The organism is Nocardioides coralli (assembly GCF_019880385.1).
GTDB classification, from domain to species: Bacteria; Actinomycetota; Actinomycetes; order Propionibacteriales; family Nocardioidaceae; genus Nocardioides; species Nocardioides coralli.
The window spans coordinates 2,796,295-2,822,263 of record NZ_CP082273.1 but is presented as its reverse complement, the minus strand read 5'-3'; the positions used below and the strand labels follow the sequence as shown (position 1 = coordinate 2,822,263).

Below are 25,969 nucleotides of genomic sequence, written 5' to 3'. Positions count from 1 at the left end.
CAGATCAACCCTTCACTGCGCCGGAGGTGAGGCCGGCGACGATTCTGCGCTGGAACAGCAGGACGATGACGATGATCGGGACCGTCACCACGACCGAGGCCGTGGCGAGCTGGCCGTAGGGCGGATTGAACGGGTCGGGTCCCACGAAGAACGAGAGCTGGGCGGGCACGGTGCGCGACCCGGTCGTCGAGGTGAGCGAGATGGCGAGGACGAACTCGTTCCAGGCGAAGAAGAACGTCAGGATCGCCGCGGTGAAGACCCCCGGCGCCGCCAGCGGCACGATCACCTTGCGGAAGGCCTGCCACGACGTCGCCCCGTCGACCTGGGCGGCCTGCTCCATCTCCCAGGGGATCTCGCGGAAGAAGGCCGACAGCGTCCAGATCGCCAGCGGCAGCGTGAACGTCATGTAGGGGATGATCAGGCCCGGCCAGGTGTTGAACAGCCCGAAGGTCCGCCACATGTCGAACAGCGGACCGACGAGCGACACCACCGGGAACATGGCGATCGCCAGCGCCATGGACAGCACCACGCGCTTGCCGCGGAACTCGAGGCGCGCGATGGCGTAGGCCGCCAGGGTCGCGAAGATGACGGCCAGCACGGTGGCGATCGCGGCGATCCCGAACGAGTTGCGCAGGGCCAGCAGGAAGTCCTCGTTGGCCAGGATGTCGGCGTAGTTCTGCAGCGTGAAGTCCTTGGGCAGGAACTGCGGGCTGCCCGCGGCCGTCTCCTCTGCCGACTTGAACGACAGCGAGATGATCCACACCACCGGCAGCAGGCACCACCCCAGGATCAGCACGAAGCCGATCCAGGTGCCGACGCTGGTCTTCTGGTTCATCAGCCCTCACCCCTTGCTTGCGCCAGGTCGACCTTGAACAGCTTGACGATGAGCCACGCGATCAGCAGGACGCTCAGGAACAGCAGCACCGACAGTGCCGATCCCAGGCCGAGCTGCACCTGCTCGATGACCTGTCGATAGGTCAGGAACGACGCCGACTCGGTCTCCTGGGCCCCCTTGGTCATCACGAAGATGTTGTCGAAGATGCGGTAGGCGTCGAGGGCCCGGAACAGGACCGCGACCATGATCGCCGCGCGCATGTTGGGGAGGATGACCTTCCACAACCGTTGCCACCAGGTGGCGCCGTCGACCTTGGCCGCCTCGAGCATGTCCTCGGAGACCTGCGAGAGGCCGGCCAGCAGCAGCAGCGCCATGAACGGCGTGGTCTTCCAGATCTCCGAGACCATGATCGCGAACATCGCCGGCCAGTGGTCGCCGAACCAGTTGAAGTTCTCGTCCACGAACGGCAGCCAGTTGTTGACGAAACCGTTGTTGAGGCTGAAGGCGAACTGCCAGGCGAACGCCGAGACCACCGTGATGATGCCGTAGGGGATGAGGATCGAGGTACGGATGACACCGCGAGCGAACACGATCCGGTGCATCACCATGGCGAAGGCGAAGCCGATTACCAGCTCGACGGCTACCGTCACGACCATGATCAGCACGGTGTTCCAGGTGTCGAGCCAGAACAGCCGGTCGGTGAGGACGGTCGTGTAGTTGGCGATCCCGACGAACTCACGGTCGTCGGGCGCGGTCAGGCGGTAGCGGAACAGCGAGAGGTAGAGGGCCTGCAGCATCGGCCAGGCCGTCACCAGCAGCATGAAGACGACAGCTGGCGCGACCAGGCGCAGGCCCAGCCGGTTCTCGGACTTGGTCCGGTCGCTCTCGGCCGCCTGCGCCTGCCGGACGTCCTCACGCCGCGGTGCGGTCACGGTGCTCACAGCAGGCTCCTTCCGTCGAGGACGTCACGGATGAACTCGGCCGACTCCTCGGGGGTCTGCTCGTCCACGGTGCTGGGTGGGTGCCACGTGCTCTGGATCGCGCCGGAGATGTCGCTCCAGTACGGCGTCAGCGTGCGCGGTGCGGCGTCCTGCAGGCTCTCCTGGAAGAGCTGGATCAGGTCGGCGGGGAAGAGCTTCTGCACCTGCGGCTGCTCGTACCCGGCGGCGCTGGAGGGCATGTTGCCGGTCAGCTCGGCGTTGATCGCCTGGTTCTCGGGGCTGGTCAGGCACTCGAGCGCCTCGACGGCCAGGTCGCGGTGGTCGGAGAAGGCGCTGGCGCCGATCCCGATGCCGCCGTAGGGCGGGGTCGACTCCTCACCCTCGACGGTCCGCGGGTAGCGGGCGAAACCGATGTCGTCGCCGAGCCGGTCCTCGCCATAGTTGCCCCAGATGAACGTCCAGTTGACCATGAACGCCCCCGCGTCGCTGCTGAACGTCGCGGCGGCCGTGCCCTCGTTGGACACCGACAGGTCGGCGGGCGAGGCGTCCGAGGACGCCAGGGCGGAGATGACGTCGGCGGCCTCCCGCCCGGCCTCGGAGTCGATCTGGATCTCGGCGTCGACGCCCGCGTCGGTGTTGGTGGCGATCTGTCCACCCGCTCCCTCGATGAGCGCGTTGACCCACACGGAGTAGCCCTCGTACTTGTTGGCCTGGACGGCGATCCGGCCGTCGTTCTTGCCGGCGGCCTCGATGACCTGCTGCCACGTGACGGGCTGGCTCATGTCGATCCCGGCCTTGTCGACGAAGGACTTGCGGTACCAGAGCACCTGCGTGTTGGACCAGAACGGCGCCACCACCAGCTGGTCGTCCCACGTGGCCGCCTCTGCCGCGCTCTGGAATGCCTGCTCACGGAAGGTCTGCTGCATCTGCTGCGGGATCTCGGCGAGGTAGCCCGCGTCGGCGAACTCGGCCGTGAACGGCGGGTCGATGCTCATCAGGTCGATGTCGGGGTCCTTGGCCGCCAGTCGGCGGGCGAGCTGGATCCGCTGCTGGTTGGCGTCCTGCGGGAGGACCTCGGTGGTGATCTCGTAGCGGTCGGTGGAGCACTCCTCGGCGACGGCGGCCTGCCCGCCGGTGTCGGGGTTGGTGTACCAGATCAGGGTCGGCGTGCCGGAGTCGTCGCCGGAGCACGCGGCGAGGAGCCCCGAGACGAGGAGCAGCGCCCCGGCCACACCCGCCCGTCGCCTTCGGCCCCCGTGTCGAACGGATGAGGTCCCGGATCTGCTCATGCACCCTCCTGTCGCTGTGCCCGGGACCGGTCTAGTCGGGTCGGAGGGTGTTTGGCAAGAAGGCTGTCCAGCGGGCCACGGCCGGTCACGGCGGGCCCCGGCCGGTCAGCCGGCCGGCGGAGGCGCCGTGGAGGAGCGGACCACGAGCTCGGACTCCACGATGATCGCCGGATCCTCGAGAGGCTCGCCCCCCAGCAGCCGCAGCGCCATCTCGCCGGCGAGCCGGGCCTGGTCGCGGACGTGCTGGTCGACGGTGGTGATGCCGAAGAGGGCGGCGAGGGGGTGGCCGTCGATGCCCACGAGGCTCAGGTCGTCCGGCACGCGCAGTCCGCGCGACGTGGCGGCCTGGAGCGCGCTGATCGCCATCTCGTCGGAGTAGCAGAGCACCGCCGTCGGGGGGTCGTCGAGGTCCAGGAGCCGGTGCATGGCTCGCTCCCCGGCGCGTACGCCGTAGTGCTCGGTGACGTGGAGCGGTCCCGGGTCGCCGAGGCCGTGCGCGTGGAGCGTCTGGAGGTAGCCCTCGGAGCGGTGCAGGTCGCTGGTCCAGCGGGCGCCCTCGGTGTCGCTGGTGCGGATCATGCCGATGCGTGTGTGACCCAGCTCCACGAGGTGCTCGGTCGCCTTGACCGCGATGGCCACGTCGTCGACCTCGACGAAGGGGAAGTCGCGCAGGCGGGATCCTGCCACGACGACCTGCACACCCATGAGGTCCAGGCGCTGCTCCTCCTCCGGCAGGATCGGCAACGACACCAGGACGACCGCGTCGACCTTGCGACGCGTGGGCAGCTCGCGGAAGAACCGGCTGCGCTGCGCCTCGCCGTCCACCTGGTAGAGCAGGACGTCGCGGTTGGCCCCGCGCACGGTCGACTCGATGGTGGCCATCATGGTCGAGGCGAACCAGCTCTCGAGGCTGGGCACGACCACGGCGACGCGTCCCGTGCGCCCCCCGGACAGGGTCGAGGCCTCCGGCGAGACGACGTAGGAGAGCTCCTCGGCGACGCGGAAGATCCGGTCCCGGGTGGGGTCGCTGACACCGGGGAGGCCCCGCAGCGCCCGCGACACCGTGGCGATGGACACCCCCGCCTCGCGGGCGACGTCGCTCATGTTGGTGGGTCCCGGAGCGGCTGCCGAGCGCGGGTTCACGCCGACCTCCTGCCCTCTACATTGGACACATGACTCATCCGCTGGCACCCGACCGACTCGCGCTGGGGGTCGCGACCGCGTCGTACCAGATCGAGGGAGCCGTCGACGAGGACGGCAGGAGCCCGTCGATCTGGGACGAGTTCACCTCGCGCCCGGGCACGGTCCGCGACGGTGGTGATGGCTCGCGGGCGTGCGACTCCTACCACCGGCTCGACGACGACCTCGCCCTCATCGAGGACCTGGGCGTGGAGTGGTACCGGTTCTCGATCGCGTGGCCGCGGGTGGTGCCCGACGGAACCGGCCGGGTCGAGCCGCGCGGGCTGGACTACTACGACCGGCTGGTCGACGGGCTGCTCGCACAGGGCTGTCGTCCTGCGGCCACGCTCTACCACTGGGACCTGCCGCAGCGGCTGGAGGAGGCGGGTGGCTGGCTCTCGCGCGACACGGCACGGGCCTTCGCCGACTACGCCGCGGTCGTCCACGAGCGGCTGGGTGACCGGGTGCAGCTCTGGTCGACGCACAACGAGCCGTGGTGTGCGGCCTACCTCGGCTACGCGGCAGGCGTCCACGCCCCGGGACGTCGTGAGGGCGGGCAGGCGCACGTCGCTGCCCACCACCTGACGCTCGGCCACGCCTGGGCCCGGCAGGTGCTCCCCGCGGACGCATCGGTGGGCATCGTCCTCAACCTGGTCCCGGTGTGGCCGGAGGACGACGCCGCACGCGACGTGGCGCGAGGTCTCGACGCCATCCGCAACCGGATCTGGCTGGACCCGCTCGTCGACGGTGCCTACAGCGACGCGGTGCTGGAGGTCGCCCCCGAGCTGCGCTCCGACGACGTGGTCCGCGACGGCGACCTCGGGGCGATGCGTGGCAGCGTCGACTGGCTCGGCATCAACTACTACACCCCGATGCGTCCGGCCCTGCCCGGTCGGGACGCTCCGCCGCACCCGGAACGCCATGCCTATCCCGGAGTGGGGGACCTGGACCTCGTGGTCCGCGAGCCCCGCACCGACATCGGCTGGGAGGTCGAGGCCACGGGGCTCGAGGAGCTGCTGCGCACGACGTACGAGCGCGTGGGCGTGCCGTTGGTCGTGACGGAGAACGGCGCGGCCTACGCCGACCAGCTCGTGGACGGCGTGGTCGACGACCCCGACCGGATCGCCTACCTCCACGACCACGTCGCCGCCACCGAGCGGGCGCGAGACGCGGGTGCGGACGTGCGGGGCTACTTCGTGTGGACCCTGCTCGACAACTTCGAGTGGGCCGAGGGCTACACGAAGACCTTCGGGCTCGTGCACGTGGATCGGACGCATCAGGACCTCCCGAGGACTCGCAAGTCGTCGTTCGGATGGGTGCAGAGGCAGGCCGCCGCGTTGCAGCGCGGGGCCCGCCTCCCCGTCACCTCGTGACGCTCATCCCTTGACGCTTCCGGCCAGCAGGCCGCGGACGAAGTACCGCTGCAGCGAGAGGAACACGATCAGCGGCACCACGAGCGAGACGAACGCGCCCGCCGAGAGCAGGTGCCAGTCCTCGCCCCGCTGCCCGGCCAGTGCGGCGAGCCGGACGGTCAGGGGTGACACGTCTGGCGAGCCGCCGGCGAACACCAGGGCGACCAGCAGGTCGTTCCAGACCCACAGGAACTGGAAGATGCCGAACGCCGCGATCGCGGGTGTCATCAGCGGCAGCATGATCCGGCTGAAGATCTGCACGTGCCCGGCGCCGTCGACGCGGGCCGACTCCACCAGCTCTCCGGGGATCTCCCGCATGAAGTTGTGGATCAGGAAGATCGCCAACGGCAGCGCGAAGATCGTGTGGGAGAGCCACACGGTGTAGAACCCGCCGCCAGGGGCGTCGTTGCCGGCGAGCGGCATCAGGTTGAACGGCGGCTCCACGTAGAGGCGGAGCAGCGGGATCATCGTCACCTGGATGGGGACGATCTGCAGGGCGAAGACGGCCACGAACAGGATGTCGCGGCCCTTCCACTCGATCCACGCGAACGCGTAGGACGCCATCACCGCCAGCGAGATCGGGATGAGCACCGACGGGATCGTGATGACGATCGAGTTGATGAAGTAGCTCGCCAGGTTGATGTTGTTGGACCCGCTGATCACCGACTGGTAGCTGTCGAGCGTGAACTGCGGATCCGTGATGACGTTCCACCAGCCGTTGGTCTTGACCTCGCCCTCGGGGCGGAAGGAGGAGACGAACAGGCCGAAGGTGGGCAGCGTCCACAGGATCGCGATCACGATGGCGGCGCCCGAGGCCGCCCGGCTCGAGAGCGCGTCGCGGGCGACCGACGCGGCCGAGCGCTGCTTGGGTTCGGTCGGGGTGTCGACGTCGGCCTGGGGTACGGCCGGCGGGGGTGTCGTGGTGCTCATCGTGCCTCCAGCCGACGCATCTGCCGGACGTTGTAGATGACGATCGGTGTCACCAGGATGAAGATCAGGACCGCGAGCGCCGCGCCGAGCGCGAAGTCGAAGGACCGGAAGCTCTGCACGTAGAACTCGTTGGCCAGCACGCTCGTGCCGAACTGGCCGCCGGTCGCGGTCCGGACGATGTCGAAGACCTTCAGGGTCGTGATGCTGATGGTCGTGAGGACCACGATCAGCGACGGTCTGATGCTCGGCACCGTGATGTAGCGGAACATCCGCAGACCGCCGACGCCGTCGAGACGGGCGGCCTCGATGATGTCGTCGGGGATGGCCTTGATGGCCGCGGAGAGCACCGTCATGGCGAAACCGGCCTGGACCCAGACCATGATGACGATGAGGAAGAACGTGTTCCACGGCTCCGTCAGCAGGAACCGGTAGGTATCGACGCCGACGAGCTTGAGCAGGGCGTTGAGGACGCCCAGCTGGTCCTGCTCGGTGGCCTTGTAGTCGTAGACGAACTTCCAGATGATCGAGGCCCCGACCAGGGAGATCGCCATCGGCAGGAAGATCAGGGCCTTGGCGAACTTCTCGAAGCGGGACCGGTCGACCAGGACGGCGTAGACGAGGCCGATGCCGGTGGCCAGGATCGGGGTGAGGATCACCCAGATCGCGGTGTTGCGGAGCACCTTGAGGAGCCCCGAGTCGGTGAAGATCTGGACGTAGTTGTCGAAGCCGTCGAAGTTGTTGGGGTTCATGCCCACGATCGGTTCGTAGGCGTTGCCGAAGAACGACTGGTAGATCGTGCGGATTGCCGGGTACAGCAGCCCGATGGTGATGAGGATCAGGGCCGGGGCGACGAAGGCCGCGGCCTGGATGCGCTCCCCGCTCCGTGACCGCAGGCGCTGAGTCACGAGCAGGATGACGGTCATCACGGCGAAGAAGAGCACCACCGCGATCACCATCTGGATGAGCTTGTCTGACGTGCTCATGCGGTCCCTCCCGATAGTGGTGCGCGTAGGGGGGATGCCCGGGCGGGGCCCGGACATCCCCCGTCACGCGTGGTGCGTCAGCTCGGCCAGGAGCTCTCGAGGTTCGCGAGCGTGGTCTCCGTGTCCTGACCAGTGATCCACTTGGTCATCTCGGTCCACATCGAACCCGAGCCCACGGCAGCGGGCATGAGGTCGGAGCCGTCGAAGCGGAAGACCGCCTCGGGGTCTTGCAGGATCTCCGCCGACAGCTGGTCGATCGGGCTGTTGAGGTTGGAGATCTCCAGCGCGGTGTTGGCGCTGACCCAGCCACTACCGGGCGTGGCCTTGGCCTTCTCGTTGGCCCAGATGTCGCTCGAGAGGTAGGTCTGGAAGGCCTGCACCTCGGGCTCGTCGGAGAAGGCGGCCACGAACTCGCCACCACCGAGGACCGGGTTGCCGAACTCCTCGCCGATGGGCGGCAGGTAGAAGGCGAAGACGTCACCGTTCTCCGCCACCTCGGTGCCCTCCGGCCACTGCGCCGCGTAGAAGCTCGCCTGGCGGTGCAGGGCGCACTCGTTGTCGAGGATCGGCAGGCCACCCTCCTGGAAGGCCGTGGTCGCGATCGACTTCACGTCCCCGATGCCGCCGTTGACGTAGTCGGGGTTCTTGAGGATCTCACCGACCTGGTCGAGCGCCTCGACCACGGCCGGGTCGTCGAACGGGATCTCGTGGTTGACCCACTGGTCGTAGGTGTCCGCGCCGGCGGTGCGGAGCATGACGTCCTCGAGCCAGTCGGTGGTCGGCCAGCCGGTGGCGTCACCCGACTCGATGCCGGCGCACCAGGGCTTCATGCCGCTCTGGGCGATCTGGTCGGACAGGGCGATCATGTCGTCCCACGTCTCCGGGACCTCCCAGCCCTCCTGCTGGAACTTCTTGGGGGAGTACCAGACGAACGACTTCACGTTGGCGCCGAGGGGCGCGGCGTAGAGGGTGTCGTCGACCGTGCCGTAGAGGCGCCAGTCCTCGCCGAAGAACTCGTCGACGTTGTCGGAGACCGGGTCGGGCGCCGCGACGATCTCGCCGGTGTCGCGGACCAGCGTGGCCAATAGGCCGGGCTGCGGGATGTAGGCGATGTCGGGGGCGTTGCCGCCCTGCACGCGGACGACGAGCTGGGCCTCGAACTCCGAGGAGCCCTCGTACTCCACCGTGGCTCCGGTGCACTCCTCGAACACCTCGTAGGACGCCTTGTGGGCGTCCGACTCGGGCTCGATGATCGATGTGTAGACGCTGACCGAGCGACCGCTCAGGTCGCCGAACTGCTCGAGCTGCTCACACTCGGGCTGTCCCGCTCCGGGAGCCTCGCCCCCGGCAGTCTGCGGCTCTCCGCTCTCCTCCGCCGCGCAGCCGGCCAGCACGAGGCCGGCGACGGCGACGGTGGCGACGCCGAGTCGGGTTCGACGTGATCTCATCAGTGCTCCCTCTCCCTGGGCTGTGATGGTCCTCACACCGATGTAAACGTTTGCGCAAACCGGCGTCAAGGGCCGGTCCGCACATCCGGGATCTCGATCCGGTCACGATCGCGCCATTCGTCGCCATCGGTCCCTGTGGTTAGGCTGGGGGTGCTGTGACCGGCTTCACACCCGGTCGCGGCGGTCAAATCCTCACTACGGATCGTCCGGCACGTACCTGCCGGTGAAGGAGAAGATCATGCCGAACGTCAGGTTCGAGAAGGCCCAGCGCTGGTACCCCGGCGCGGACAAGCCGGCAGTGCCCGGCATCGACCTCGAGATCAAGGACGGCGAGTTCATGGTGCTCGTCGGGCCGTCAGGCTGCGGCAAGTCCACGACGCTGCGCATGCTGGCGGGCCTCGAGGAGGTGAACGACGGCAAGATCTTCATCGGCGACAAGGAGGTCACCAACCTCCCGCCCAAGGACCGCGACATCGCCATGGTCTTCCAGAACTACGCGCTCTACCCCCACATGTCGGTGGCCGACAACATGGGCTTCGCGCTCAAGATGGCGAAGGTGCCCGACGACGAGCGGCGCCAGCGGGTGGAGGAGGCGGCGCGGCTGCTCGGCCTCACCGAGTACCTCGAGCGCCGGCCGAAGGCGCTGTCCGGCGGCCAGCGGCAGCGAGTCGCCATGGGCCGCGCGATCGTGCGCTCACCGCAGGTCTTCTGCATGGACGAGCCGCTGTCCAACCTCGACGCCAAGATGCGCGTCCAGACCCGCACGGACATCGCGAAGCTGCAGGCCGACCTCGGGGTCACGACCGTCTACGTCACCCACGACCAGGTGGAGGCCATGACGATGGGTGACCGTGTGGCCGTGATGAAGGACGGCTACCTCCAGCAGGTCGACACGCCGCTGAAGCTCTACGACAAGCCGATCAACCTGTTCGTCGCCGGCTTCATCGGCAGCCCGCAGATGAACCTGCTGCAGGCCCACGCCAAGGACGGCAAGGCCCAGATCGGCGACTACCTGGTCCCGGTGGACCCGACAGCCAGCACCAAGATGGGTCCGCAGCACAACAACGTGACGGTCGGTGTCCGCCCGGAGGCCTGGCGGGTGGTGTCGGCCGAGGAGGGCGGCCTCCCCGTCCGGGTGACCGTCGTGGAGGAGCTGGGCGCCGACGCGTTCGTCTACGGCACCAGCGAGGTCGAGGGTGCGCCCGGCAACATCATCGTCCGGGTGTCGGCACGCGACACCGTCCACAAGGGCGACACGGTCTACGTGACGACCGACCCCGAGCACGTCCACGTGTTCGACACCGAGACCGGCGAGCGGCTCTCCGAGTAGGTCGGTCCGCGAACGATCACTTCTGCGTGTGCCCCGGCTGCGGCCGGGGCACACCCGTCTCGACGTCTGGCCGTGTCGGGCCTCAGGCTCGCTCGATCGTCCGACCGATGGCCTCGACCACGGTGTCGTAGAGCTCGCGGGGCAGGTCGTGGCCCATCCCCTCGATGACCAGCAGCTCGGCGTCGGGGATGGACCGGGCCGTGGCACGCCCGCCGGAGACGTGGACCATCCGGTCGGCGTCGCCGTGCACGACCAGCGCCGGGATCCGGAGCCCCCGCAGCCGGGGGCCACGGTCGGGTTCGGCGAGGATCGCCAGCATCTGTCGGAGCACCCCGCTGGCGGAGACACCGCGGTCGAAGGTGTCGCGGGCGCGGGTCAGCGTGTCGTCCATGGCCTGCGGGAAGGCCGGCGACCCGATGACCTGCCAGGCCTTGGCGGACTGGAGCGCGTAGGTCTCGCGGTCGGTACCCCGTGACCCGAGCATCAGGGGCAGCAGTCGCGGGTGCTGCCACCCGACGGTCCGCTTGCCCGTGGTCGACATGATGCTCGTGAGCGACCGCACCCGCTGCGGGGCGTCGATCGCCATGACCTGCGCGATCATGCCGCCCATCGAGATGCCGACGACGTGGGCCGACGCCAGGCCGAGGTGGTCGAGCAGGCCGAAGGCGTCCGCGCCGAGGTCGCTGAGGGTGTAGGGCGGGCGCACGCTGCGGCCGGTGAACGCCCGGATCAGGGCCGGGCGGGTCACCCGCCCGGTCCCGCGGCTGGAGCGGCCGACGTCGCGGTTGTCGAACCGGATGACGTAGCGGCCGCGCCGCGCGAGCATCGCGCAGAACTCGGGGTCCCACCACGTCATCGGCCCGCCCAGCCCCATCACCAGCAGCACCGGCTCGCCGCTGGGGTCGCCGAAGGTCTGGTAGCACAGCTCCACCTCGGCGTTGACCGGCGCGAACAGCTCCTCGGAGACGGAGACGTCGCGGTCGGAGGAGGGGGCGGCGCTCATGGGTCCCAGTGAACAGCACGGCTGGTCGAGAACTGGGTATGGGGGCGCCAAATCCCCCAGTCTGCGGGGGTTCGGCCCTACGCTCGCGAGATGGCGCCGACGCTCGGGACGTTTCTGCAGCCGGAGGGCTTCGACCGGCCGCGGCTGGCGGCTGCGCTCCGGGAAGGCAGCATCGTGGGGGAGGCGGGCCGCCACCTGGCGTGGGCCGCGGGGGAGCGGCGCGCCCGCCGGACCACGCCGTACGTCGTCCGCGACCTCGTCCGCGGAGAACCGGTGGTGCTGGTGCCCGGCTTCCTCGCAGGCGATGCCAGTCTTTCGCTGATGGCCCGTGCCCTCCGACGGCGCGGCCACCGCACCTACCGGTCGCTGATCCACGCGAACGTCGGTTGCACCCGGGCAGCGGCGACCCAGCTGGAGGCCAGGCTCGAGTCGGTGGCGCTGCGCCGCGGCTCCCGGGTCCAGGTGGTGGGACACTCCCTCGGCGGGATGCTCGCGCGGGCCCTCGCCGTCCGTCGTCCCGACCTGATCTCCGGCATCGTGACGATGGGCAGCCCGATGCTGGCACCGGCCGCGCACCATGCCTCGCTCAGCCGGAGCGTCGACGTGCTGGTCCGGCTGAGTCGGGCGGGCGTGCCGGGCCTGATGTCGGGGGACTGCGTCGCCGGTGACTGCGCACGGCTGAGCTTCGAGGAGAGCCGGGCTCCGTTGCCACCGGGGATGTCCTTCACCGCCATCTACTCGCGACGGGACGGCATCGTCGACTGGCGGGCCTGCGTCGACCCGGAGGCGGTGGCGGTCGAGGTGAGCGCGTCCCACATCGGGATGTCGATCGATCCCCGCTCGATCGAGGCCGTGGCCTCCGCCCTCGCCCGGCACGCCCTGAGCGGGGCTGCCGTCGCCCCGCTGTCGCCGGACGCCAGTGCGGCGGGCTAGGAACCCGGTCCCAGCTCGAGCACCCCGTAGCCGAAGCCGGCCACCTGCACGCCCCCGGGCTCGACCTCGACGCCCCGCCCCCAGAGCAACGAGGAGCCGGAGGCCTCCGGGGCCTCGAGGTGGGCCGGCTCCCGGCGGGGGTTGACGACCACGAGGTGGGTGCCGCCCCGGGTGTAGGCGAGCGGGTAGTGGTCGTGGAGCACGCGCGTCTCGGCGTGGCCCTGCAGGGCGGGGGTGGCCCGCCGGAGGGCGAGCAGCTCCCGGACCAGGGTGAGCGTCGAGCCGGGGTCCTGCTCCTGGGCCTGCACCGTCGGCCGGTTCGGGTCTGGGTCGACGGGCAGGTAGAGCCGGTCCGCCGGGGCCATGGAGAACCCGGCGTTGGGCGTGTCGTCCCACTGCATGGGGGTGCGGCACCCGGCGCGGTTGTAGCCCGGGTTGCAGATCGCCCCCTCCACGTCGGGCATGCCGGGGAGGTAGCGCATGCCGATCTCGTCGCCGTAGTAGAGCGAGGGCACCGAGCCCCACGTGAACAGGAAGGTGAAGGCTGCGCCGAGCTGCTCCGGCGTCCGCCCGCCGCAACGCAGCCGGTTGAAGTCGTGGTCGGCCGTGGCCAGCACGACCGGACGGTGCGGGTCCCCACGGCGGGCCGCTGCCCAGGCCTCGAGGAACGGCGCGGTGCTGCCGCGACCGTCGGCGTCGAAGAAGGGCTCCCGGGGTGGCTGGAACGGCAGCGTCCCGGCGGCGTGGTTGTCGAAGAGGCTGGCGTGGGCACCATGGATGACGAGGGCGAAGTCGGCGTCGAAGACCAGCGGACGCCCGGTGCGCGGCTCGGTTCCCTCCGGGATCAGCACCGCGTCCGGGTGGGCCTGGTCCAGCCACTCCCGGATCTCGCGCCAGACCTCGACCGACGCCTCCAGGCCCTTCTCGACGCCGTAGTCCTTGACGAGGGAGAAGGCCATGTCGACCCGGAAGCCCGAGACGCCGCGGGAGAGCCAGAAGTCGAGGATGTCGCGCAACGCCTGCCGGTTGCGGCGCGGGCCGGGGGCGTCCATGGCGTCGCGCCACGGCTCGTCCGGCGAGGTCGTCGTCCACCCGAAGTTGAGGGCGGGCTGCTCGTCGTAGAAGTTCTTAAGGTAGTACCCCGGTCGCGGCCCGGGGGAGCGGACCCAGGCCGGGGTCCCGGGCATGTCCAGCTCCCACCCCTCGGCGGGCGGCTGCTCGCACCAGATGTAGCGGTCGCCACGCGGGTCCGGCCCGGCGGCGGCGAGCTCGGCCTGGAACCACTCGTGCTCGATGGAGGTGTGCCCGGCCACCAGGTCGAGGATCACCCGCAGCCCGCGCTCCCGCGCCCGGTCGACCAGCTCGGCGAGGTCGTCGTTGGTGCCGTAGCGCGGTGCGATCTGCAGGTAGTCCGAGACGTCGTACCCGGCGTCGACGAACGGAGAGGCGAAGCAGGGGTTGAACCAGATCGCGTCCACGCCCAGCGAGGCCACGTGGTCGAGGTGGTCGATGACGCCCCGCAGGTCGCCGATGCCGTCGCCGTCGGAGTCCGCGAACGACTGGGGGTAGATCTCGTAGATGACGGCGTCGCGCAGCCACTCTCCGCCCACGTGGTCCCTCCCGACCGTCGGGGTCTGTCAGTGCTCGAAGTCGATGGCCGCGAACGTGCGCAGCTTGTGGAGCTGGTGCTCGGAGGTGATCGACCGGATGGTGCCGCTGCGCGCGCGCATCACCAGTGAGTCGGTCGTGCAGCCACCGGCGCGGTAGCGCACGCCGCGCATCAGCTCGCCGTCGGTGATGCCGGTGGCCACGAAGTAGGCCTCCTCTCCCGAGACCAGGTCGTCGGTGGCCAGCACGAAGTCGTCGTCGAGGTTGTGCCCGGCGTCGAGCGCCTTCTGCCGCTCGTCGTCGTCACGCGGCCAGAGCTGCCCCTGGATCACACCGCCGGTGCACTTCATCGCGCAGGCCGCGATGATGCCCTCCGGCGTGCCGCCGACTCCCAGCAGCAGGTCGATGCCGGTGTTGGGTCGCGCGGCCATGATGGCGCCGGCGACGTCACCGTCGGCGATGAACTTGATGCGGGCTCCCGTGCGTCGGATCTCCTCGACCAGCTCCTGGTGGCGCGGCCGGTCGAGCAGCACCACGGTCACGTCCTCGGGCCGGGAGCCCTTCGCCTTCGCGACCTGGTGGATGTTCTCGGCCACGGGGTACCGGATGTCGACGACGGCGGCGGCCTCGGGGCCGGTGACCAGCTTCTTCATGTAGAACACCGCGGAGGGGTCGTACATCGCGCCGCGTGGGGCCACGGCCAGCACCGCGATCGCGTTGTTCATGCCCTTGGCGGTGAGCGTGGTGCCGTCGATGGGGTCGACGGCGACGTCGCACTCGGCGCCCGTGCCGTCACCGACCCGCTCCCCGTTGTAGAGCATCGGCGCCTCGTCCTTCTCGCCCTCGCCGATGACCACCGTGCCGTTCATGCCGATCGTCGAGATCATCACGCGCATGGCGTTGACGGCCACCTGATCGGCGCCGTTCTTGTCACCCCGACCGACCCATCGGCCGGCGGCCATGGCAGCGGCCTCGGTCACGCGGACCAGCTCCATGGCGAGGTTGCGGTCGACCGTGCTGGAGTTGGGGTCCGGGTGGCTCACGCTCATGGCCGGGAGGATACCGGTCAGTCGCCGTCGAGCTCGTACGTCGTCACGGCGGTCGCCTTGACCGAGAGCCAGACCTCGCGGCCCGGTGCCAGGCCGAGCTCGGTCGCCGCGGCGGGCGTCACGTCGGCGATCAGGTCGGGGTCCGCGCGGACCAGCACGCGGACCGCGTCGCCGTGCGGTGCCACGTCGGCGACCCGACCGTGCCAGCGCAGCCGCGGCGAGCCGACCGGCTCGCCCAGCGACACCGCGACCGCCTCGGGGGTGAACGCCGTGATGCGATGAGCGTCGCGGACCACGTTGAGCCCGACCAGCCGCGCCACGTGCTCGGTGCGGGGCCGCTGAGCGACCTCTGCCGGCGTACCGATCTGGGCGACGCGCCCGTCGTCGAGGACGAGGACCCGGTCCGCGATCGTGAACGCGTCGATCGCGTCGTGCGTGACGAGGAGGGTGATCCCGCCGTAGTCGGCGAGATGGCGGCCGAGCTCGATGCGCAGCGCCATCGCGACCGTGACGTCGAGGCCCGTCAGCGGCTCGTCCAGCAGCAGCAGCCGGGGCTCCGTGGCGAGCGCGCGAGCGATGGCGACGCGTTGCGCCTGCCCGCCGGACAGCTGGCCGGGCCGCCGGTGTGCGAGGTCGCCGACGCCGAGCCGGCTGAGCCAGGTCCGCGATGCGTCCTCGGCCGCCGCGCGAGTCGCGCCGCGTGACCGCGGGCCGAACGCGACGTTGGCGAGCGCGGTCAGGTGGGGGAAGAGCAGCTGGTTCTGGAAGACCATCCCGACCCCCCGCTCGGTGGCCGGGACCGTCAGGAGGTCGGTGCCGTCGAGCAGCGCCGAGCCCTCGGCGACGACCAGCCCGGCGAGCGCGTGCACCAGGCTGGTCTTGCCGGCTCCGTTGGGCCCGATCACCGCGAGCACCTCGCCGCGGTCAACCTCGCACGAGACATCGACCCGGCCCGGGACGCGGAGGTCCAGCGTGAGGGTCATGTGGTCCCCAGCCAACGGTCGCGGAGCGCGAGCAGCACGGCGACGGAGACCAGCAGCATCAGCAGGCTCAGCGCCAGCGCCGCGTCCTGGTCGGACTGGCGGGTCACGTAGATCAGGTTCGGCAGCACCTGCGTCGTCCCGGGGTAGTTGCCGTTGAAGGTGATGGTGGCGCCGAACTCGCCCAGCGCGCGGGCCCAGCCCAGCACGAGCCCGGCGACGATGCCGGGGAGCGCGAGCGGGGCGGTGACGCGTCGGAACGTGGTCCAGCGCCCCGCGCCGAGGGTGGCGGCCGCGGCGTCGTAGGCCGGGTCGGCGGAACGGAAGGCACCCTCGACGGCGATCACCACGAAGGGGAGCGAGACGAAGACGTGCGAGAGCACCACCCCCCAGGTGGTGAAGGGGAACGCGAAGCCGGTCAGCTCGAGGATCGGTTCGCCGAGGACGCCGGAGCGGCCGAAGGCGCTGCGCAGCGCCACGCCCGCCACGACGGGGGGCAGCACGAGCGGCAACGACACGAGCGCCCGGAGCAGCCCCCTTCCGCGGAACGAGATGCGCGCGAGCAGCCACGCGAGGGGGAGCCCGAGCACCAGGCAGATGGCCGCGGACGCGGTGGCGGTCGTCACCGAGAGCCAGAGCGCCTGACGGGCCACTTCCGAGCCCAGCTCGGCGGGGAGTGCGGCCCAGTCGGTCGCGACGACCATCGCGCCGACCGGCACCACCAGCAGCAGCGTGGCCACGGCGGCCGGCACCATCAGCACGGCCGGGGGGCGGCCCAGGGGATCTCTCACGGCAGCCGGAACCCCGCCTCGGCCAGCACCGCGCGCCCCGACTGCGACGTCATGAGCTCCACCCATTCACGGGCCAGCTCGGGTTCCTCAGCCTGGGTGAGCGTGGCGGTCAGGTACGCCGTCGCATGGTCCTCGGCGCCAGGGAGCTGCACCGTCTCCACTGCGGATCCGGCCGCGACGGCGTCGGTCGCGTAGACCAGCGCGGCGTCGACCTCACCGGAGGTCACCTTGTCGAGCGTGGCCCGCACGTCCTCCTCGAGGCTGACCGGCTCCGCCCCTACGCCGGCGTCATCGAGCACCGCCAGGGCGACCCGACCGCACGGGACCTCGTCGGCACACCGCACCCACGTCGCCCCCGCGAGGTCGGCGAGCGAGTCCACCCCGGCCGGGTTGTCGGGTGGCGTGACGATCACCAGGACGTTGCCGGCGAAGCGGACGACGTCCCGGGTCGAGCCGGCGGCCACGGCCACCTGCATCGACGTGTCGTCGGCCGTGGCGAGCACGTCGCCCGGTGCCCCGTCGGCGGCCTGCTGGGCGAGGTCGGTGCTCGAGCCGAACGAGAACCTCACCCGGGCCCCGGTCTGCTCCTCGAAGTCGTCGGCCAGCCGCTCGTAGGCGTCGGTCAGCGACGCCGCCGCGAGCACGGTCAGCTCCGGGTCGTCGTCGGTGCCGCACGCCGCCAGTGGGAGCAGCAGCAGCACCACTGCCGGCCAGCACCGCTTCACGGGCGCTCCACGACGACGTTGGTCGCCTTGACCGATGCGGTGGCGCGGACGCCTCGCTCGAGCCCGAGCTCGTCGGCGGCCTCGGTGCTCATGAGCGAGACCAGCCGGTAGGGGCCGCAGATCAGGTCGACCTGCGCCATCACGGTGTCGCGGACCACGCGGACGACGATGCCGTCGAGCCGGTTCCGCGCGCTGACGGCGCTGGCTCGCGATGCTTCGCGGTCGGGGTGGTCCGCCAGCTCCTCCGCGAGGGCGGCGAGATCGGCGCCCTCGACAACCGCGCGGCCGCGGCCGGTGGAGGCCGGGAGCCGGCCGGCGTCCACCCAGCGGCGTACGGTGTCGTCGCTGACGCCCAGCAGGGCGGCTGCCTCCGCGATCCGGTACGTCGTCACACCGGCCAGTGTCCGCGCATGCGGTGACGTTGCGCAAGAGTCGATCCGCATCTGCGGATCCGTGCACCGGACGGTCGACCGCTGGGTGGGCTCTGTGAGGATGGGGCCGTGAGTGAGCAGCCCGGCCGCTACCAGCGTTCCGTCTCCGGCCTTGTCGGCGCCCTGGCGGTGCTGCTCCTCGTCATCACGGCCTACCTCACCTTCCGGGCTCTGAACCGCGACGAGCTGGTGGTCGAGCCCGACAGCGTCGACTACCTCGACGCCGTCGGCTTCGCGCAGGACGCTGGACGGGACGTCGTCTACCCACGGTCGCTGCCCGCCGGGTGGCAGGCCACCAGCGTCGAGTCGCCGAACGAGCGGACGTGGGGCATCGGCTTCCTCACACCCGACGGTTTCGCCGGTGTGCACCAGTCGGGCCGCTCGCTGCCCGACATCCTGGAGATCTACGTCGACGAGGACACCGAGGAGCTCGACCCGGTGCGCATCGACTCGGCCGTGGCCGACCGATGGGGCGCCTACACCGACGAGGGCGGCGACCTGGCCTACGTCGCCGAGGTCGGCGAGGAGTGGGTGGTCGTCTACGGCTCGGCCGGTCGTGGCGACCTGACCACGCTCGCCGAAGCGCTGACGACCGACCCCGTGGAATGACGACAGGTCTGCGGGCCCGCCAAGGAGGCCCTACGTTCGTCGGTGGAAGCGGAGGTCGCCGTTGGGCAGGCGTCGGGTGTCGTAGCGGCGGTCGTGGGCGCGGTGGTGGTGCCAGGAGCAGAGCAGCACGGCGTCGTTGACGGTGGTGGGTCCGCCGTGTGACCAGGGGGCCTGGTGGTGGGCTTCGGTCCAGGCGGCGGGGATGTCGCAGCCCTCGGCGCGGCACTCGCGGTCGCGCACGGCGAGGGCCTTGCGCATCGCGGGGGTGTGGAGGCGTTTGGTCCGGCCGACGTCGAGGGGTTGGGAGGCGCCGTCGAGGACCATCGGGAGGATCCCGACGTTGCAGGCCAGCCGGCGGGCCTCCCCGACGCTGATCGCGTGCCCGGTGCCCAACCGGGCCACCCCGACCTGCTCGGCGAGCCGGTCGTGGTCGATGGTCACCACCAGCGACGCCGCATCCCCACCGTGCCGGGGCGCCGCCTGCTGGGGGAGCCGTTCGAGCAGGCTGCAGAACCCCTGGGCCAGCAACGTGGGGTAGGGGACCCGTTCTCCGGACTCGGGGTCGCGCCGGTCCACGTGCGCCAGCTGCTCGAGGTGGTCGCGTCGTGGTGAGGCGTGGGCGTGGAGCTGGGTGTAGAGCAGGTCGGCGTGCAGCACCGGCAGGTCGGCGGTGATCCGCACCAGCCCCGCGCCCAGGTCCTGCCGGCGGACCCGCATCCGGACCCGGGCCGCCCGCTCGGCACGTTCGAGGGCACGACGCTCGTGCTCCTCGGCCACCGCGGGGGCCACCACGTCCAGGATCCGCTGCCCCAGCCGGCGCAGCTGTGCCGGCCCGAACTCTCCGGCCAACCCCACCAGATGCGCCTCCGCCCGGGCCCGCACCTCGCGGTCGAGGTCACCGGGCAACGCCTCGAGGGCGGCGACGATCGCCTCCGCCTGCGCCCGACTGACCTCCCCGGCCAACAACGCCGACGCCACCCGGTGCCACCGCTGGTCCAACGCCTCGGCCAGCTGCTGCAGCCTCCGGCCCTCGGGCCGCTCCAACCGGGCCTGGTGCGCCAACCACACCCCGGCCGTCCGGGCCCCGTGCTCCTCCGCGACATCGCCGGCGGCCGCGAGCACCGCCAGCCGCAGCCCCTCCAACCGCGCGACCTGCTCCGACAACCCCACCAGCACCGAGGCCTTCGCAGCCGTCGACAAGAACACCGGGTTCGCACCCACCACCCCGTCCACCGCAGCCGCCACCGCCGCCACACACCCCACCAACGGGTGCGGCAACGGAACAGCTGACTGGCTCATACCCCCGACGCTAGGCCCGCCCCCGGACACCCAACGACCATCCATGCCACCCCTGTGAAGAACTCTCAGTGGACCCGGGCTGGGGACGATCCGTGGCGCGGACGGCCGGGGTAGTGCGTGCTCCGGCGAGCGTGTTGCCCTCGACGGCCCACCTGGGCCAGAGCCTCCAGCTCAGGAGCTGACTACTCGTCCTGCTCGACAGCCTGGTCGAGGCGCTCCCGGGCCCCGTCGAGCCAGCTCTGGCAGATCGTGGCGAGCTTCTCGCCCCGCTCCCACAGCGTGAGCGACTCCTCGAGGGTCGTGCCCCCGGCCTCGAGGCGGCGGACCACCTCGATCAGCTCCTCGCGGGCCTGCTCGTAGGGGATGTCGTTGCTCGTCGTCTCGCTCACGCGTCCTCCTCGCGCTCGGTGCCGGTGGTGGTGGCGAGCACCCGCCCGTCGGTGACCCGCACCGAGATGGCGTGGCCGGCCGTCACGCCGTCGACCGACGAGACCACGTGGCCGGCCTCGTCCTGCAGCACGGCGTAGCCGCGTTGCAGGGTGGCGAGCGGCGACAGCGCGCGGGCACGCGCCCGGTGGTGCTCGATGTCGTCGGTGGCGCGGTCGAGCGCGTGGCGCAGGGTCCGCCGCGAGCGGTCGCGCAGTGCCGCGACCTCGCTGCTCCGCTCGTCGACGAGGGTACGGGGGTCGGCCAGGGCGGGTCGGGAGCGCAGCGACTCCAGCGTCGCCTGTTCGCGCCCGATCAGCTGGCGGACTGCGGCGCGGGCACGGTCGCGCGTGGTGAGCAGCTGGCGCTGCTCCTCGGCGACATCGGGCACCACCAGCTTGGCGGCGTCGGTGGGGGTCGAGGCGCGGACGTCGGCGACGAGGTCCAGCAGGGGGTTGTCGGGCTCGTGGCCGATGGCGGAGACGACCGGGGTCCGCACCCGGTGGACCGCGCGCACCAGCCCCTCGTCGGAGAAGGGCAGCAGGTCCTCGACCGAGCCGCCGCCCCGCGCGACCACGATCACCTCGACCTCGGGACGACGGTCGAGACGCTCGACGGCCTCCATCACCTCGAGGGCACAGCGCTGGCCCTGCATGGGCGCGTGGACCACCTCGAACCGCACACCTGGCCAGCGCCGTCGCGCGTTGTCGAGGACGTCGCGCTCGGCGGCCGACCCCGCAGCGGTGACCAGGCCGACAGCCCGGGGGAGGAAGGGCAGGCGCCGCTTGAGGGCCGGCTCGAAGAGCCCCTCGGCGGCCAGCAACCTGCGGCGGCGCTCCAGGCGCGCCAGCAGCTCGCCCAGCCCGACCATCCGGATGTCGCTGGCGGCGAGCGACAGGCTGCCGTTGCCGGCGTAGAACGTCGGCCGGGCATGGACCACGATGCTGCCGCCCTCGACCACCGGGGGGTCGAGCGAGTCGAAGAGGGTGCGGGCGCAGGTCACGGTCACCGACACCTCGGCCACGGGGTCGCGCAGCGTCAGGAAGACGGTGCCCATGCCGGGGCGGCGGGTGAACTGGGTCACCTGGCCCTCGACCCACAGCGCGCCGAGCTGCCCGATCCACTGCGACAGCGCGTTGGAGACCGCGCGCACCGGGGCGGGCGCGTCGGCGGTGGTCTCACGCAGCGATGGCACGACCGCGAGCCTACGGGCAGCCGCCGACGCCCCGCGCCGACTCGGCTGGGCGTGGCCGGAGTCCCTAGACTCGGGCCCATGACGACGGACCTGGGAACCCCTCCCGTGCTCAGCCCCGAGGAGGCCGAGCGCGCCGTGCTGCTCGCGGCGCCGCGCGGCTACTGCGCCGGCGTCGACCGGGCGGTCGTGACGGTGGAGAAGGCGCTCGACCTCTACGGCGCGCCTGTCTACGTCAGGAAGCAGATCGTCCACAACAAGCACGTGGTGTCCGACCTCGAGTCGCGCGGCGCGATCTTCGTCGAGGAGCTCGACGAGGTCCCGGCCGGCGCGACGGTGGTGTTCTCCGCCCACGGGGTCTCGCCGGAGGTCCACCGACAGGCCCAGCAGCGCGAGCTCAAGACGATCGACGCCACCTGCCCGCTGGTCACCAAGGTCCACCACGAGGCGAAGCGGTTCGCCGGCGAGGACTACGACATCCTCCTCATCGGCCACGAGGGTCACGAGGAGGTCGAGGGCACCGCGGGCGAGGCGCCCGACCACATCCAGCTCGTCCAGGGTCCCGAGGACGTCGCGGGGATCGTCGTCCGTGACCCCGAGAAGGTGGCCTGGCTGTCCCAGACCACGCTGAGCGTCGACGAGACCCTCGAGACGGTGGCCGCGATCCGCGAGCGGTTCCCGGCGCTGCTGGACCCCCCGAGCGACGACATCTGCTACGCCACCCAGAACCGCCAGCTGGCGATCAAGGAGATCGCCCGCGACGCCGACCTGGTCATCGTCGTCGGGTCCGGGAACTCCTCCAACTCGGTCCGGCTGGTCGAGGTCGCCCTCGAGGCCGGGGCCCGGTCGGCCCACCGCGTCGACGACGCCACCGAGATCGACGAGGCCTGGCTCGAGGGCGTCTCCACCGTGAGCGTCACCTCGGGGGCGAGCGTTCCCGAGGAGCTCGTGCAGGGCGTGCTGGCCTTCCTCGCCGAGCGGGGCTACCCCGATGCGCAGGCGGTCCACTCCGCCGAGGAGTCGCTGATCTTCGCCCTCCCCAAGGAGCTGCGACGCGACCTGAAGGCGGCGCAGCAGGCCGCCATCTCGTCCTAGGGCCGGTCGTGGCGCGCTTCGTGGACCTGCACCCGGTCGACCCGCAGCCGCGTCGGGTCGCCCAGGTCGTACAGGCACTGCGTGAGGACGCGCTGATCGCCTACCCGACCGACTCCGGCTATGCGCTGGGCTGCCAGCTCGGCAACCGCGACGGGCGCGACCGGATCCTGCGGATCCGGCAGCTCGACGACCGGCACCACTTCACCCTGATGTGCCGCGACTTCGCCCAGCTCGGCCAGCTGGTCCACATCGACAACGCCGCGTTCCGGGCGATCAAGGCGGCCACGCCGGGGGCCTACACGTTCATCCTGCCCGCGACCGGCGAGGTGCCCCGCCGGCTGATGCACCCGAAGAAGCGGACCGTCGGGGTCCGGATCCCCCAGCACGCCGTGGTGTCCGCGCTCCTCGAGGAGCTCGGCGAGCCGCTGCTGACGAGCACCCTGATCCTCCCGGGCGAGGAGGAGCCCCGCACCCTGGGGTGGGAGCTGATGGAGGAGCTCGAGCACGAGGTCGACGTCGTGGTCGAGGCTGGCGAGACCATCGCCGAACCGACGACGGTGGTGGACTGGTCGGAGGGCTACCCGGACGTGGTGCGCGTCGGCTCGGGCGACCCCGGCCGCTTCGTGGCCTGAGCCACGAAGCGGTGGCGCACGGCCAGCACGGCCAGGCACACCAGGTAGCCGGTCACGAGGGCGCCGCTGTGGTGGGCGAGGCCGGTGACGACCGACTGGATCGCGCCGTCGTCGGGGTGGGTGCCGAGCAGACCGGGCCGGGCGATCTCCACCAGGACGAGGACGCCGAGCATCAGCAGCGGAGGCAGGACCCCGACCGCGAAGAAGTCGCGGGGACGCACCAGCAGCGCGATCGCGATGCAGGTCACGACGAACCCCAGGTCGAAGAGGAGCCCGAGCCCCTCACCGACGGCGAGGTCGAGCGCGACGACGCTGAGGGTGACGGCAGCGCCGAGCGCGACCATCTGGCGGCCGGGCTCGTGCCCCTGCTCCCACAGGGTGCGCGGCCCCGACTGCTGGCTCACGGACGTGCTGCCGCTACTGGGCACGCTGCCACGGTAGGAGCACGTCGTCGCCTGCGGCGGGCGGCGCGCCGGTGTCGGCCAGGTCGGGCTCGGACGCCGGCAGGGACCGGACGCCGAGGTCGAGGCGGCGGGGCGCGCCCAGCTCGGCGTCGGTGACGGCGAGGTCGCTGAACCGGCGCGCCGAGACCAGCACCCTCGACTCGAGGCTGCCCACAGCCTGGTTGTAGTGACCGACCGCGGCCCGCAAGGACCGTCCCACCTGGTCGAGGTGGCCGGCGAAGGTACCCAGCCGCTCGTGGAGGTCGCGGCCGAGCCGGTGCACGTCGCGGGCCTGGTCGGCCAGCGCCGCGTGGCGCCAGCCGTGGGCGACCGTGCGCAGGAGCGCGATGAGCGTGGTCGGGGAGGCGAGCACCACCTGCCGGTGCGCGGCGTAGTCGATCAGGTCGCGGTCGTGGTCGAGGGCCACGGCCAGGCAGGACTCGGCGGGCACGAAGAGCACCACGAACTCGGGGGTTTCGGGCAGGGAGCGCCAGTAGGACTTCGCCGACAGCCCGTCGACGTGGGTGCGCAGCTGGCGTGCGTGGCGTGCCACCGCCGCCTCGCGGGCGGTGTCGTCGGTCGCCGCGGTGGCGTCGAGGTAGGCGTCGAGGGGGACCTTGGCGTCGACCACGACCTGTCGGCCGCCGGCCAGGTGGACGACGAGGTCGGGCCGGCGGGTCCCGTCGTCGAGCCGCACCTGCTCGTGGAAGTCGCACCGGTCGACGAGGCCGGCCAGCTCCACCGCCCGGCGCAGGTGGAGCTCGCCCCACTGCCCACGCACCTGGGGCTTGCGCAGGGCCGTCGACAGCAGCCGGGTCTCCTGCTGCAGGTCGGTGACATGACGGCGCAGCTCTCCCTGCCAGGTGGATCGGTGGCGGTCGATCTCGATCATCTGGTCGCTCAGCCGATCGAGGCCCTGCATGACCTCGGCCTGGTCGACCATCCCGACGGCCACCCCCGGCCGCGACCTGGCCCAGAGCAGACCCAGGACACACCCGAGGACGATCCCCACCGCGAGCACTCCGAGCACCACCAGCGTCTCCATGCTCCCGAGGATGCCGGAGGCCACCGACAACCCCGGGGAGCGCCGCGGCGGGGCGTCCTGACCGCGCGCGCCCCGCCTCCGGCAGAATCACCGCCTGATGAGCCAGCCAGCCCCGCCGCAGTCCGCCCCCCGGGGCCGCAGCGACGCGACCTTCCTCGCCGTCGGGTCCCTGCTGAACGGCGTGCTGGCCTACGTCTTCTTCGCGCTGGTCACCCGCTCCCTCGGTGCCGGCCCGGCGGCGCCGGTGGCCGTCCTGTGGGCCTGGTGGGGTTTCGCCGGTGCCGCGCTCACCTTCCCGGTCCAGCACTGGATCGCCCGTTCCGCTGCGCTGCCCGGGGGCGAGGCCGCCGTACGCCGGGGGCTGCCGCACGTGGCCGCGGCCGTGGCCGGCGCCTCGGTCGCCGCGGGTCTGGTCGCCTGGCTCGCCGTCGACCGGCTCTTCGGCGCCGAGGGGGAGTGGTTCCCGCTGCTCGTGGTCGCCGTCGGCCTCGGCTCGGGCATGCTCGGCGTGGTCCGCGGCACCCTGTCGGGTCGGCGCGCGTTCGGCTCGGTGGCGGCGGCCCTGGCCCTCGAGAACGGCCTGCGCTGCCTGGCCGCCGCGGCGCTCTGGTGGGCCGGCGTCAGCTCACCGACCGCGTTCGGCCTCGCCCTCGTGGCGGGGTACGCCGCCGCGGTGCTGTGGCCGGCAGCCCTCGTGCCCCGCGCGACCGGCAGCGGCGAGGCCGACGCCCCGCTCGCCTTCGTCAGCGGCGCCTCGGCCGGGCAGCTGCTCGCGCAGGCGACGCTCACCGGCGGTCCCGTCCTGCTGGCGGCGGTCGGGGGAGCCCCGCCGCAGGTGACGGCGCTCTTCGCCGGGCTCGCCCTGTTCCGGGCTCCCTACACGCTGGCGCTCGGGCTGGTGGCGGCACTGACGGGTCGGTTGACGTCGCTGGTCGAGGCGCGCGACTGGTCACGGCTGCGCCGGATCCGTCGCGGTCTCACCGGCGGCACGCTCGCGGCCGCACTCCTGGCCGGCCTGGGCGGCGCGTGGCTCGGCCCGCCGGTGATGGAGCTGGTCTTCGGCACCGGGGTGCGGCTCGAGCCGGCCGAGGCGGCCGTGGTGGCCGTGGGGTCGGCGTTCGCCCTCGCCAACCTGGTGCTGACCGTCGGCCTGCTGGCGCGAGGCCGCAGCGCCTGGGTCGCCCGGACCTGGCTGGTCGCGGCGCCCGCCGGGGTCGTGGCCTACCTGCTGGCCGGTGAGCCGCTGGTGGCCACCTGCTGGACGTTCCTCGCGGTCGAGGCGGTCGCCTGGCTGGGCTTCGTGGTGCTCGAGGAGCGGTCCGACCGGCAGGTCGCCGGCCGGCAGGGGTGAGGGCGGAGGT

Annotated in this window: 26 protein-coding genes; 7 read left to right on the top strand and 19 right to left on the bottom strand. The window is 71.6% G+C overall.

Translation table 11 applies throughout. The features are described from left to right. Positions 1–4 precede the first annotated feature (4 nt). The 4 genes from K6T13_RS13780 to K6T13_RS13765 all read right to left on the bottom strand — a co-directional run bounded on the left by K6T13_RS13780 (position 5) and on the right by K6T13_RS13765 (position 4,208). A complete protein-coding gene (locus K6T13_RS13780) occupies positions 5–835 on the bottom strand; it encodes a carbohydrate ABC transporter permease (protein WP_222895120.1) in 831 nt (276 codons plus the stop codon). After that, positions 835–1,776 carry a carbohydrate ABC transporter permease gene (locus K6T13_RS13775; protein WP_249423792.1) on the bottom strand — a complete coding sequence of 314 codons (942 nt, stop codon included), beginning with the start codon at positions 1,774–1,776 and terminating at the stop codon, positions 835–837. The genes K6T13_RS13780 and K6T13_RS13775 overlap by 1 nt, the downstream gene beginning before the upstream one ends. Then, positions 1,773–3,008 (bottom strand): extracellular solute-binding protein, encoded by a 1,236-nt coding sequence (locus tag K6T13_RS13770; protein WP_222895119.1) that lies wholly within the window; start codon positions 3,006–3,008, stop codon positions 1,773–1,775. The genes K6T13_RS13775 and K6T13_RS13770 overlap by 4 nt, the downstream gene beginning before the upstream one ends. 162 nt (positions 3,009–3,170) lie before the next feature. After that, positions 3,171–4,208, bottom strand: a complete 1,038-nt coding sequence (locus tag K6T13_RS13765) for a LacI family DNA-binding transcriptional regulator (RefSeq protein ID WP_222895118.1) — start codon at positions 4,206–4,208, stop codon at positions 3,171–3,173. Positions 4,209–4,237: 29 nt separating this feature from the next. On the opposite strand from K6T13_RS13765, the gene K6T13_RS13760 reads away from it, so the two are divergent. Next, a complete protein-coding gene (locus K6T13_RS13760; protein ID WP_222895117.1) occupies positions 4,238–5,617 on the top strand; it encodes a GH1 family beta-glucosidase in 1,380 nt (459 codons plus the stop codon). 3 nt (positions 5,618–5,620) lie between these two features. On the opposite strand, the gene K6T13_RS13755 is transcribed toward K6T13_RS13760, so the two are convergent. From K6T13_RS13755 to K6T13_RS13745, 3 genes are all read right to left on the bottom strand, one after another. After that, on the bottom strand, positions 5,621–6,586 hold the full coding sequence (locus K6T13_RS13755; protein WP_222895116.1) for a carbohydrate ABC transporter permease: 966 nt from the start codon (positions 6,584–6,586) through the stop codon (positions 5,621–5,623). Then, positions 6,583–7,569: a carbohydrate ABC transporter permease gene (locus K6T13_RS13750; protein WP_222895115.1), complete on the bottom strand. Its 987-nt coding sequence runs from the start codon at positions 7,567–7,569 to the stop codon at positions 6,583–6,585. Before K6T13_RS13750 ends, K6T13_RS13755 begins: the two co-directional genes overlap by 4 nt. Positions 7,570–7,646: 77 nt before the next feature. Further along, the gene (locus K6T13_RS13745) at positions 7,647–9,017 is read right to left on the bottom strand and encodes an ABC transporter substrate-binding protein (protein WP_222895114.1); all 1,371 of its coding nucleotides are present in this window, start codon (positions 9,015–9,017) and stop codon (positions 7,647–7,649) included. Positions 9,018–9,255: 238 nt separating this feature from the next. Here K6T13_RS13745 and K6T13_RS13740 point away from each other — a divergent pair, with 238 nt between their 5' ends. Further along, a complete protein-coding gene (locus tag K6T13_RS13740) occupies positions 9,256–10,347 on the top strand; it encodes an ABC transporter ATP-binding protein (RefSeq protein ID WP_222895113.1) in 1,092 nt (363 codons plus the stop codon). Positions 10,348–10,429: 82 nt separating this feature from the next. Here K6T13_RS13740 and K6T13_RS13735 read toward each other — a convergent pair whose 3' ends face one another. After that, positions 10,430–11,350 carry an alpha/beta fold hydrolase gene (locus K6T13_RS13735; protein WP_222895112.1) on the bottom strand — a complete coding sequence of 307 codons (921 nt, stop codon included), beginning with the start codon at positions 11,348–11,350 and terminating at the stop codon, positions 10,430–10,432. Between the two features lie 90 nt (positions 11,351–11,440). On the opposite strand from K6T13_RS13735, the gene K6T13_RS13730 reads away from it, so the two are divergent. Continuing rightward, a complete protein-coding gene (locus K6T13_RS13730) occupies positions 11,441–12,283 on the top strand; it encodes an esterase/lipase family protein (protein ID WP_222895111.1) in 843 nt (280 codons plus the stop codon). On the opposite strand, the gene K6T13_RS13725 is transcribed toward K6T13_RS13730, so the two are convergent. From K6T13_RS13725 to K6T13_RS13700, 6 genes are read right to left on the bottom strand one after another with little or no spacing between them, the layout of a single operon-like run. Beyond that, a complete protein-coding gene (locus K6T13_RS13725) occupies positions 12,280–13,893 on the bottom strand; it encodes an alpha-amylase family glycosyl hydrolase (protein WP_222895110.1) in 1,614 nt (537 codons plus the stop codon). The two genes, K6T13_RS13730 and K6T13_RS13725, sit on opposite strands and share 4 nt — an antisense overlap. Before the next feature lie 27 nt (positions 13,894–13,920). Then, a complete protein-coding gene (gene glpX / locus K6T13_RS13720; protein WP_222895109.1) occupies positions 13,921–14,940 on the bottom strand; it encodes a class II fructose-bisphosphatase in 1,020 nt (339 codons plus the stop codon). Positions 14,941–14,957: 17 nt separating this feature from the next. Next, entirely contained in the window at positions 14,958–15,923 is a 966-nt protein-coding gene (locus tag K6T13_RS13715) for an ABC transporter ATP-binding protein (RefSeq protein WP_222895108.1), read from the bottom strand. Then, on the bottom strand, positions 15,920–16,711 hold the full coding sequence (locus K6T13_RS13710; protein WP_249423791.1) for an ABC transporter permease: 792 nt from the start codon (positions 16,709–16,711) through the stop codon (positions 15,920–15,922). The genes K6T13_RS13715 and K6T13_RS13710 overlap by 4 nt, the downstream gene beginning before the upstream one ends. Further along, positions 16,708–17,436: a molybdate ABC transporter substrate-binding protein gene (gene modA / locus K6T13_RS13705; RefSeq protein WP_222895107.1), complete on the bottom strand. Its 729-nt coding sequence runs from the start codon at positions 17,434–17,436 to the stop codon at positions 16,708–16,710. The genes K6T13_RS13710 and modA overlap by 4 nt, the downstream gene beginning before the upstream one ends. Next, positions 17,433–17,828: a TOBE domain-containing protein gene (locus K6T13_RS13700; protein ID WP_222895106.1), complete on the bottom strand. Its 396-nt coding sequence runs from the start codon at positions 17,826–17,828 to the stop codon at positions 17,433–17,435. The genes modA and K6T13_RS13700 overlap by 4 nt, the downstream gene beginning before the upstream one ends. A 108-nt stretch (positions 17,829–17,936) precedes the next feature. Between K6T13_RS13700 and K6T13_RS13695 the strand changes: the two genes are divergently transcribed. Beyond that, positions 17,937–18,476 (top strand): DUF4245 family protein, encoded by a 540-nt coding sequence (locus K6T13_RS13695; protein ID WP_222895105.1) that lies wholly within the window; start codon positions 17,937–17,939, stop codon positions 18,474–18,476. Between the two features lie 30 nt (positions 18,477–18,506). Here the strand turns inward: K6T13_RS13695 and K6T13_RS13690 are convergent, their stop codons facing one another. The 3 genes from K6T13_RS13690 to xseA form a co-directional block, all read right to left on the bottom strand. Continuing rightward, positions 18,507–19,598, bottom strand: a complete 1,092-nt coding sequence (locus K6T13_RS13690; protein WP_283247963.1) for an HNH endonuclease signature motif containing protein — start codon at positions 19,596–19,598, stop codon at positions 18,507–18,509. A gap of 359 nt (positions 19,599–19,957) precedes the next feature. Next, entirely contained in the window at positions 19,958–20,164 is a 207-nt protein-coding gene (locus K6T13_RS13685; RefSeq protein ID WP_222895103.1) for an exodeoxyribonuclease VII small subunit, read from the bottom strand. Next, positions 20,161–21,396, bottom strand: coding sequence for an exodeoxyribonuclease VII large subunit (gene xseA, locus K6T13_RS13680; RefSeq protein ID WP_249423790.1), 1,236 nt, complete (start codon positions 21,394–21,396; stop codon positions 20,161–20,163). The genes K6T13_RS13685 and xseA overlap by 4 nt, the downstream gene beginning before the upstream one ends. Positions 21,397–21,474: 78 nt before the next feature. On the opposite strand from xseA, the gene K6T13_RS13675 reads away from it, so the two are divergent. Together K6T13_RS13675 and K6T13_RS13670 are read left to right on the top strand one after the other, a co-directional pair. Then, positions 21,475–22,488 (top strand): 4-hydroxy-3-methylbut-2-enyl diphosphate reductase, encoded by a 1,014-nt coding sequence (locus K6T13_RS13675; RefSeq protein WP_222895102.1) that lies wholly within the window; start codon positions 21,475–21,477, stop codon positions 22,486–22,488. 8 nt (positions 22,489–22,496) lie between these two features. Further along, the gene (locus K6T13_RS13670) at positions 22,497–23,120 is read left to right on the top strand and encodes an L-threonylcarbamoyladenylate synthase (RefSeq protein WP_222895101.1); all 624 of its coding nucleotides are present in this window, start codon (positions 22,497–22,499) and stop codon (positions 23,118–23,120) included. On the opposite strand, the gene K6T13_RS13665 is transcribed toward K6T13_RS13670, so the two are convergent. Both K6T13_RS13665 and K6T13_RS13660 read right to left on the bottom strand, forming a co-directional pair. Continuing rightward, positions 23,066–23,524: a DUF6542 domain-containing protein gene (locus K6T13_RS13665; protein WP_222895100.1), complete on the bottom strand. Its 459-nt coding sequence runs from the start codon at positions 23,522–23,524 to the stop codon at positions 23,066–23,068. The two genes, K6T13_RS13670 and K6T13_RS13665, sit on opposite strands and share 55 nt — an antisense overlap. 13 nt (positions 23,525–23,537) lie before the next feature. Next, the gene (locus tag K6T13_RS13660) at positions 23,538–24,608 is read right to left on the bottom strand and encodes a DNA recombination protein RmuC (RefSeq protein ID WP_222895099.1); all 1,071 of its coding nucleotides are present in this window, start codon (positions 24,606–24,608) and stop codon (positions 23,538–23,540) included. 97 nt (positions 24,609–24,705) lie between these two features. On the opposite strand from K6T13_RS13660, the gene K6T13_RS13655 reads away from it, so the two are divergent. Continuing rightward, complete coding sequence (locus K6T13_RS13655; protein ID WP_222895098.1) at positions 24,706–25,959, top strand: polysaccharide biosynthesis protein; 1,254 nt, start codon at positions 24,706–24,708, stop codon at positions 25,957–25,959. The last annotated feature ends 10 nt before the right edge of the window (positions 25,960–25,969 follow it).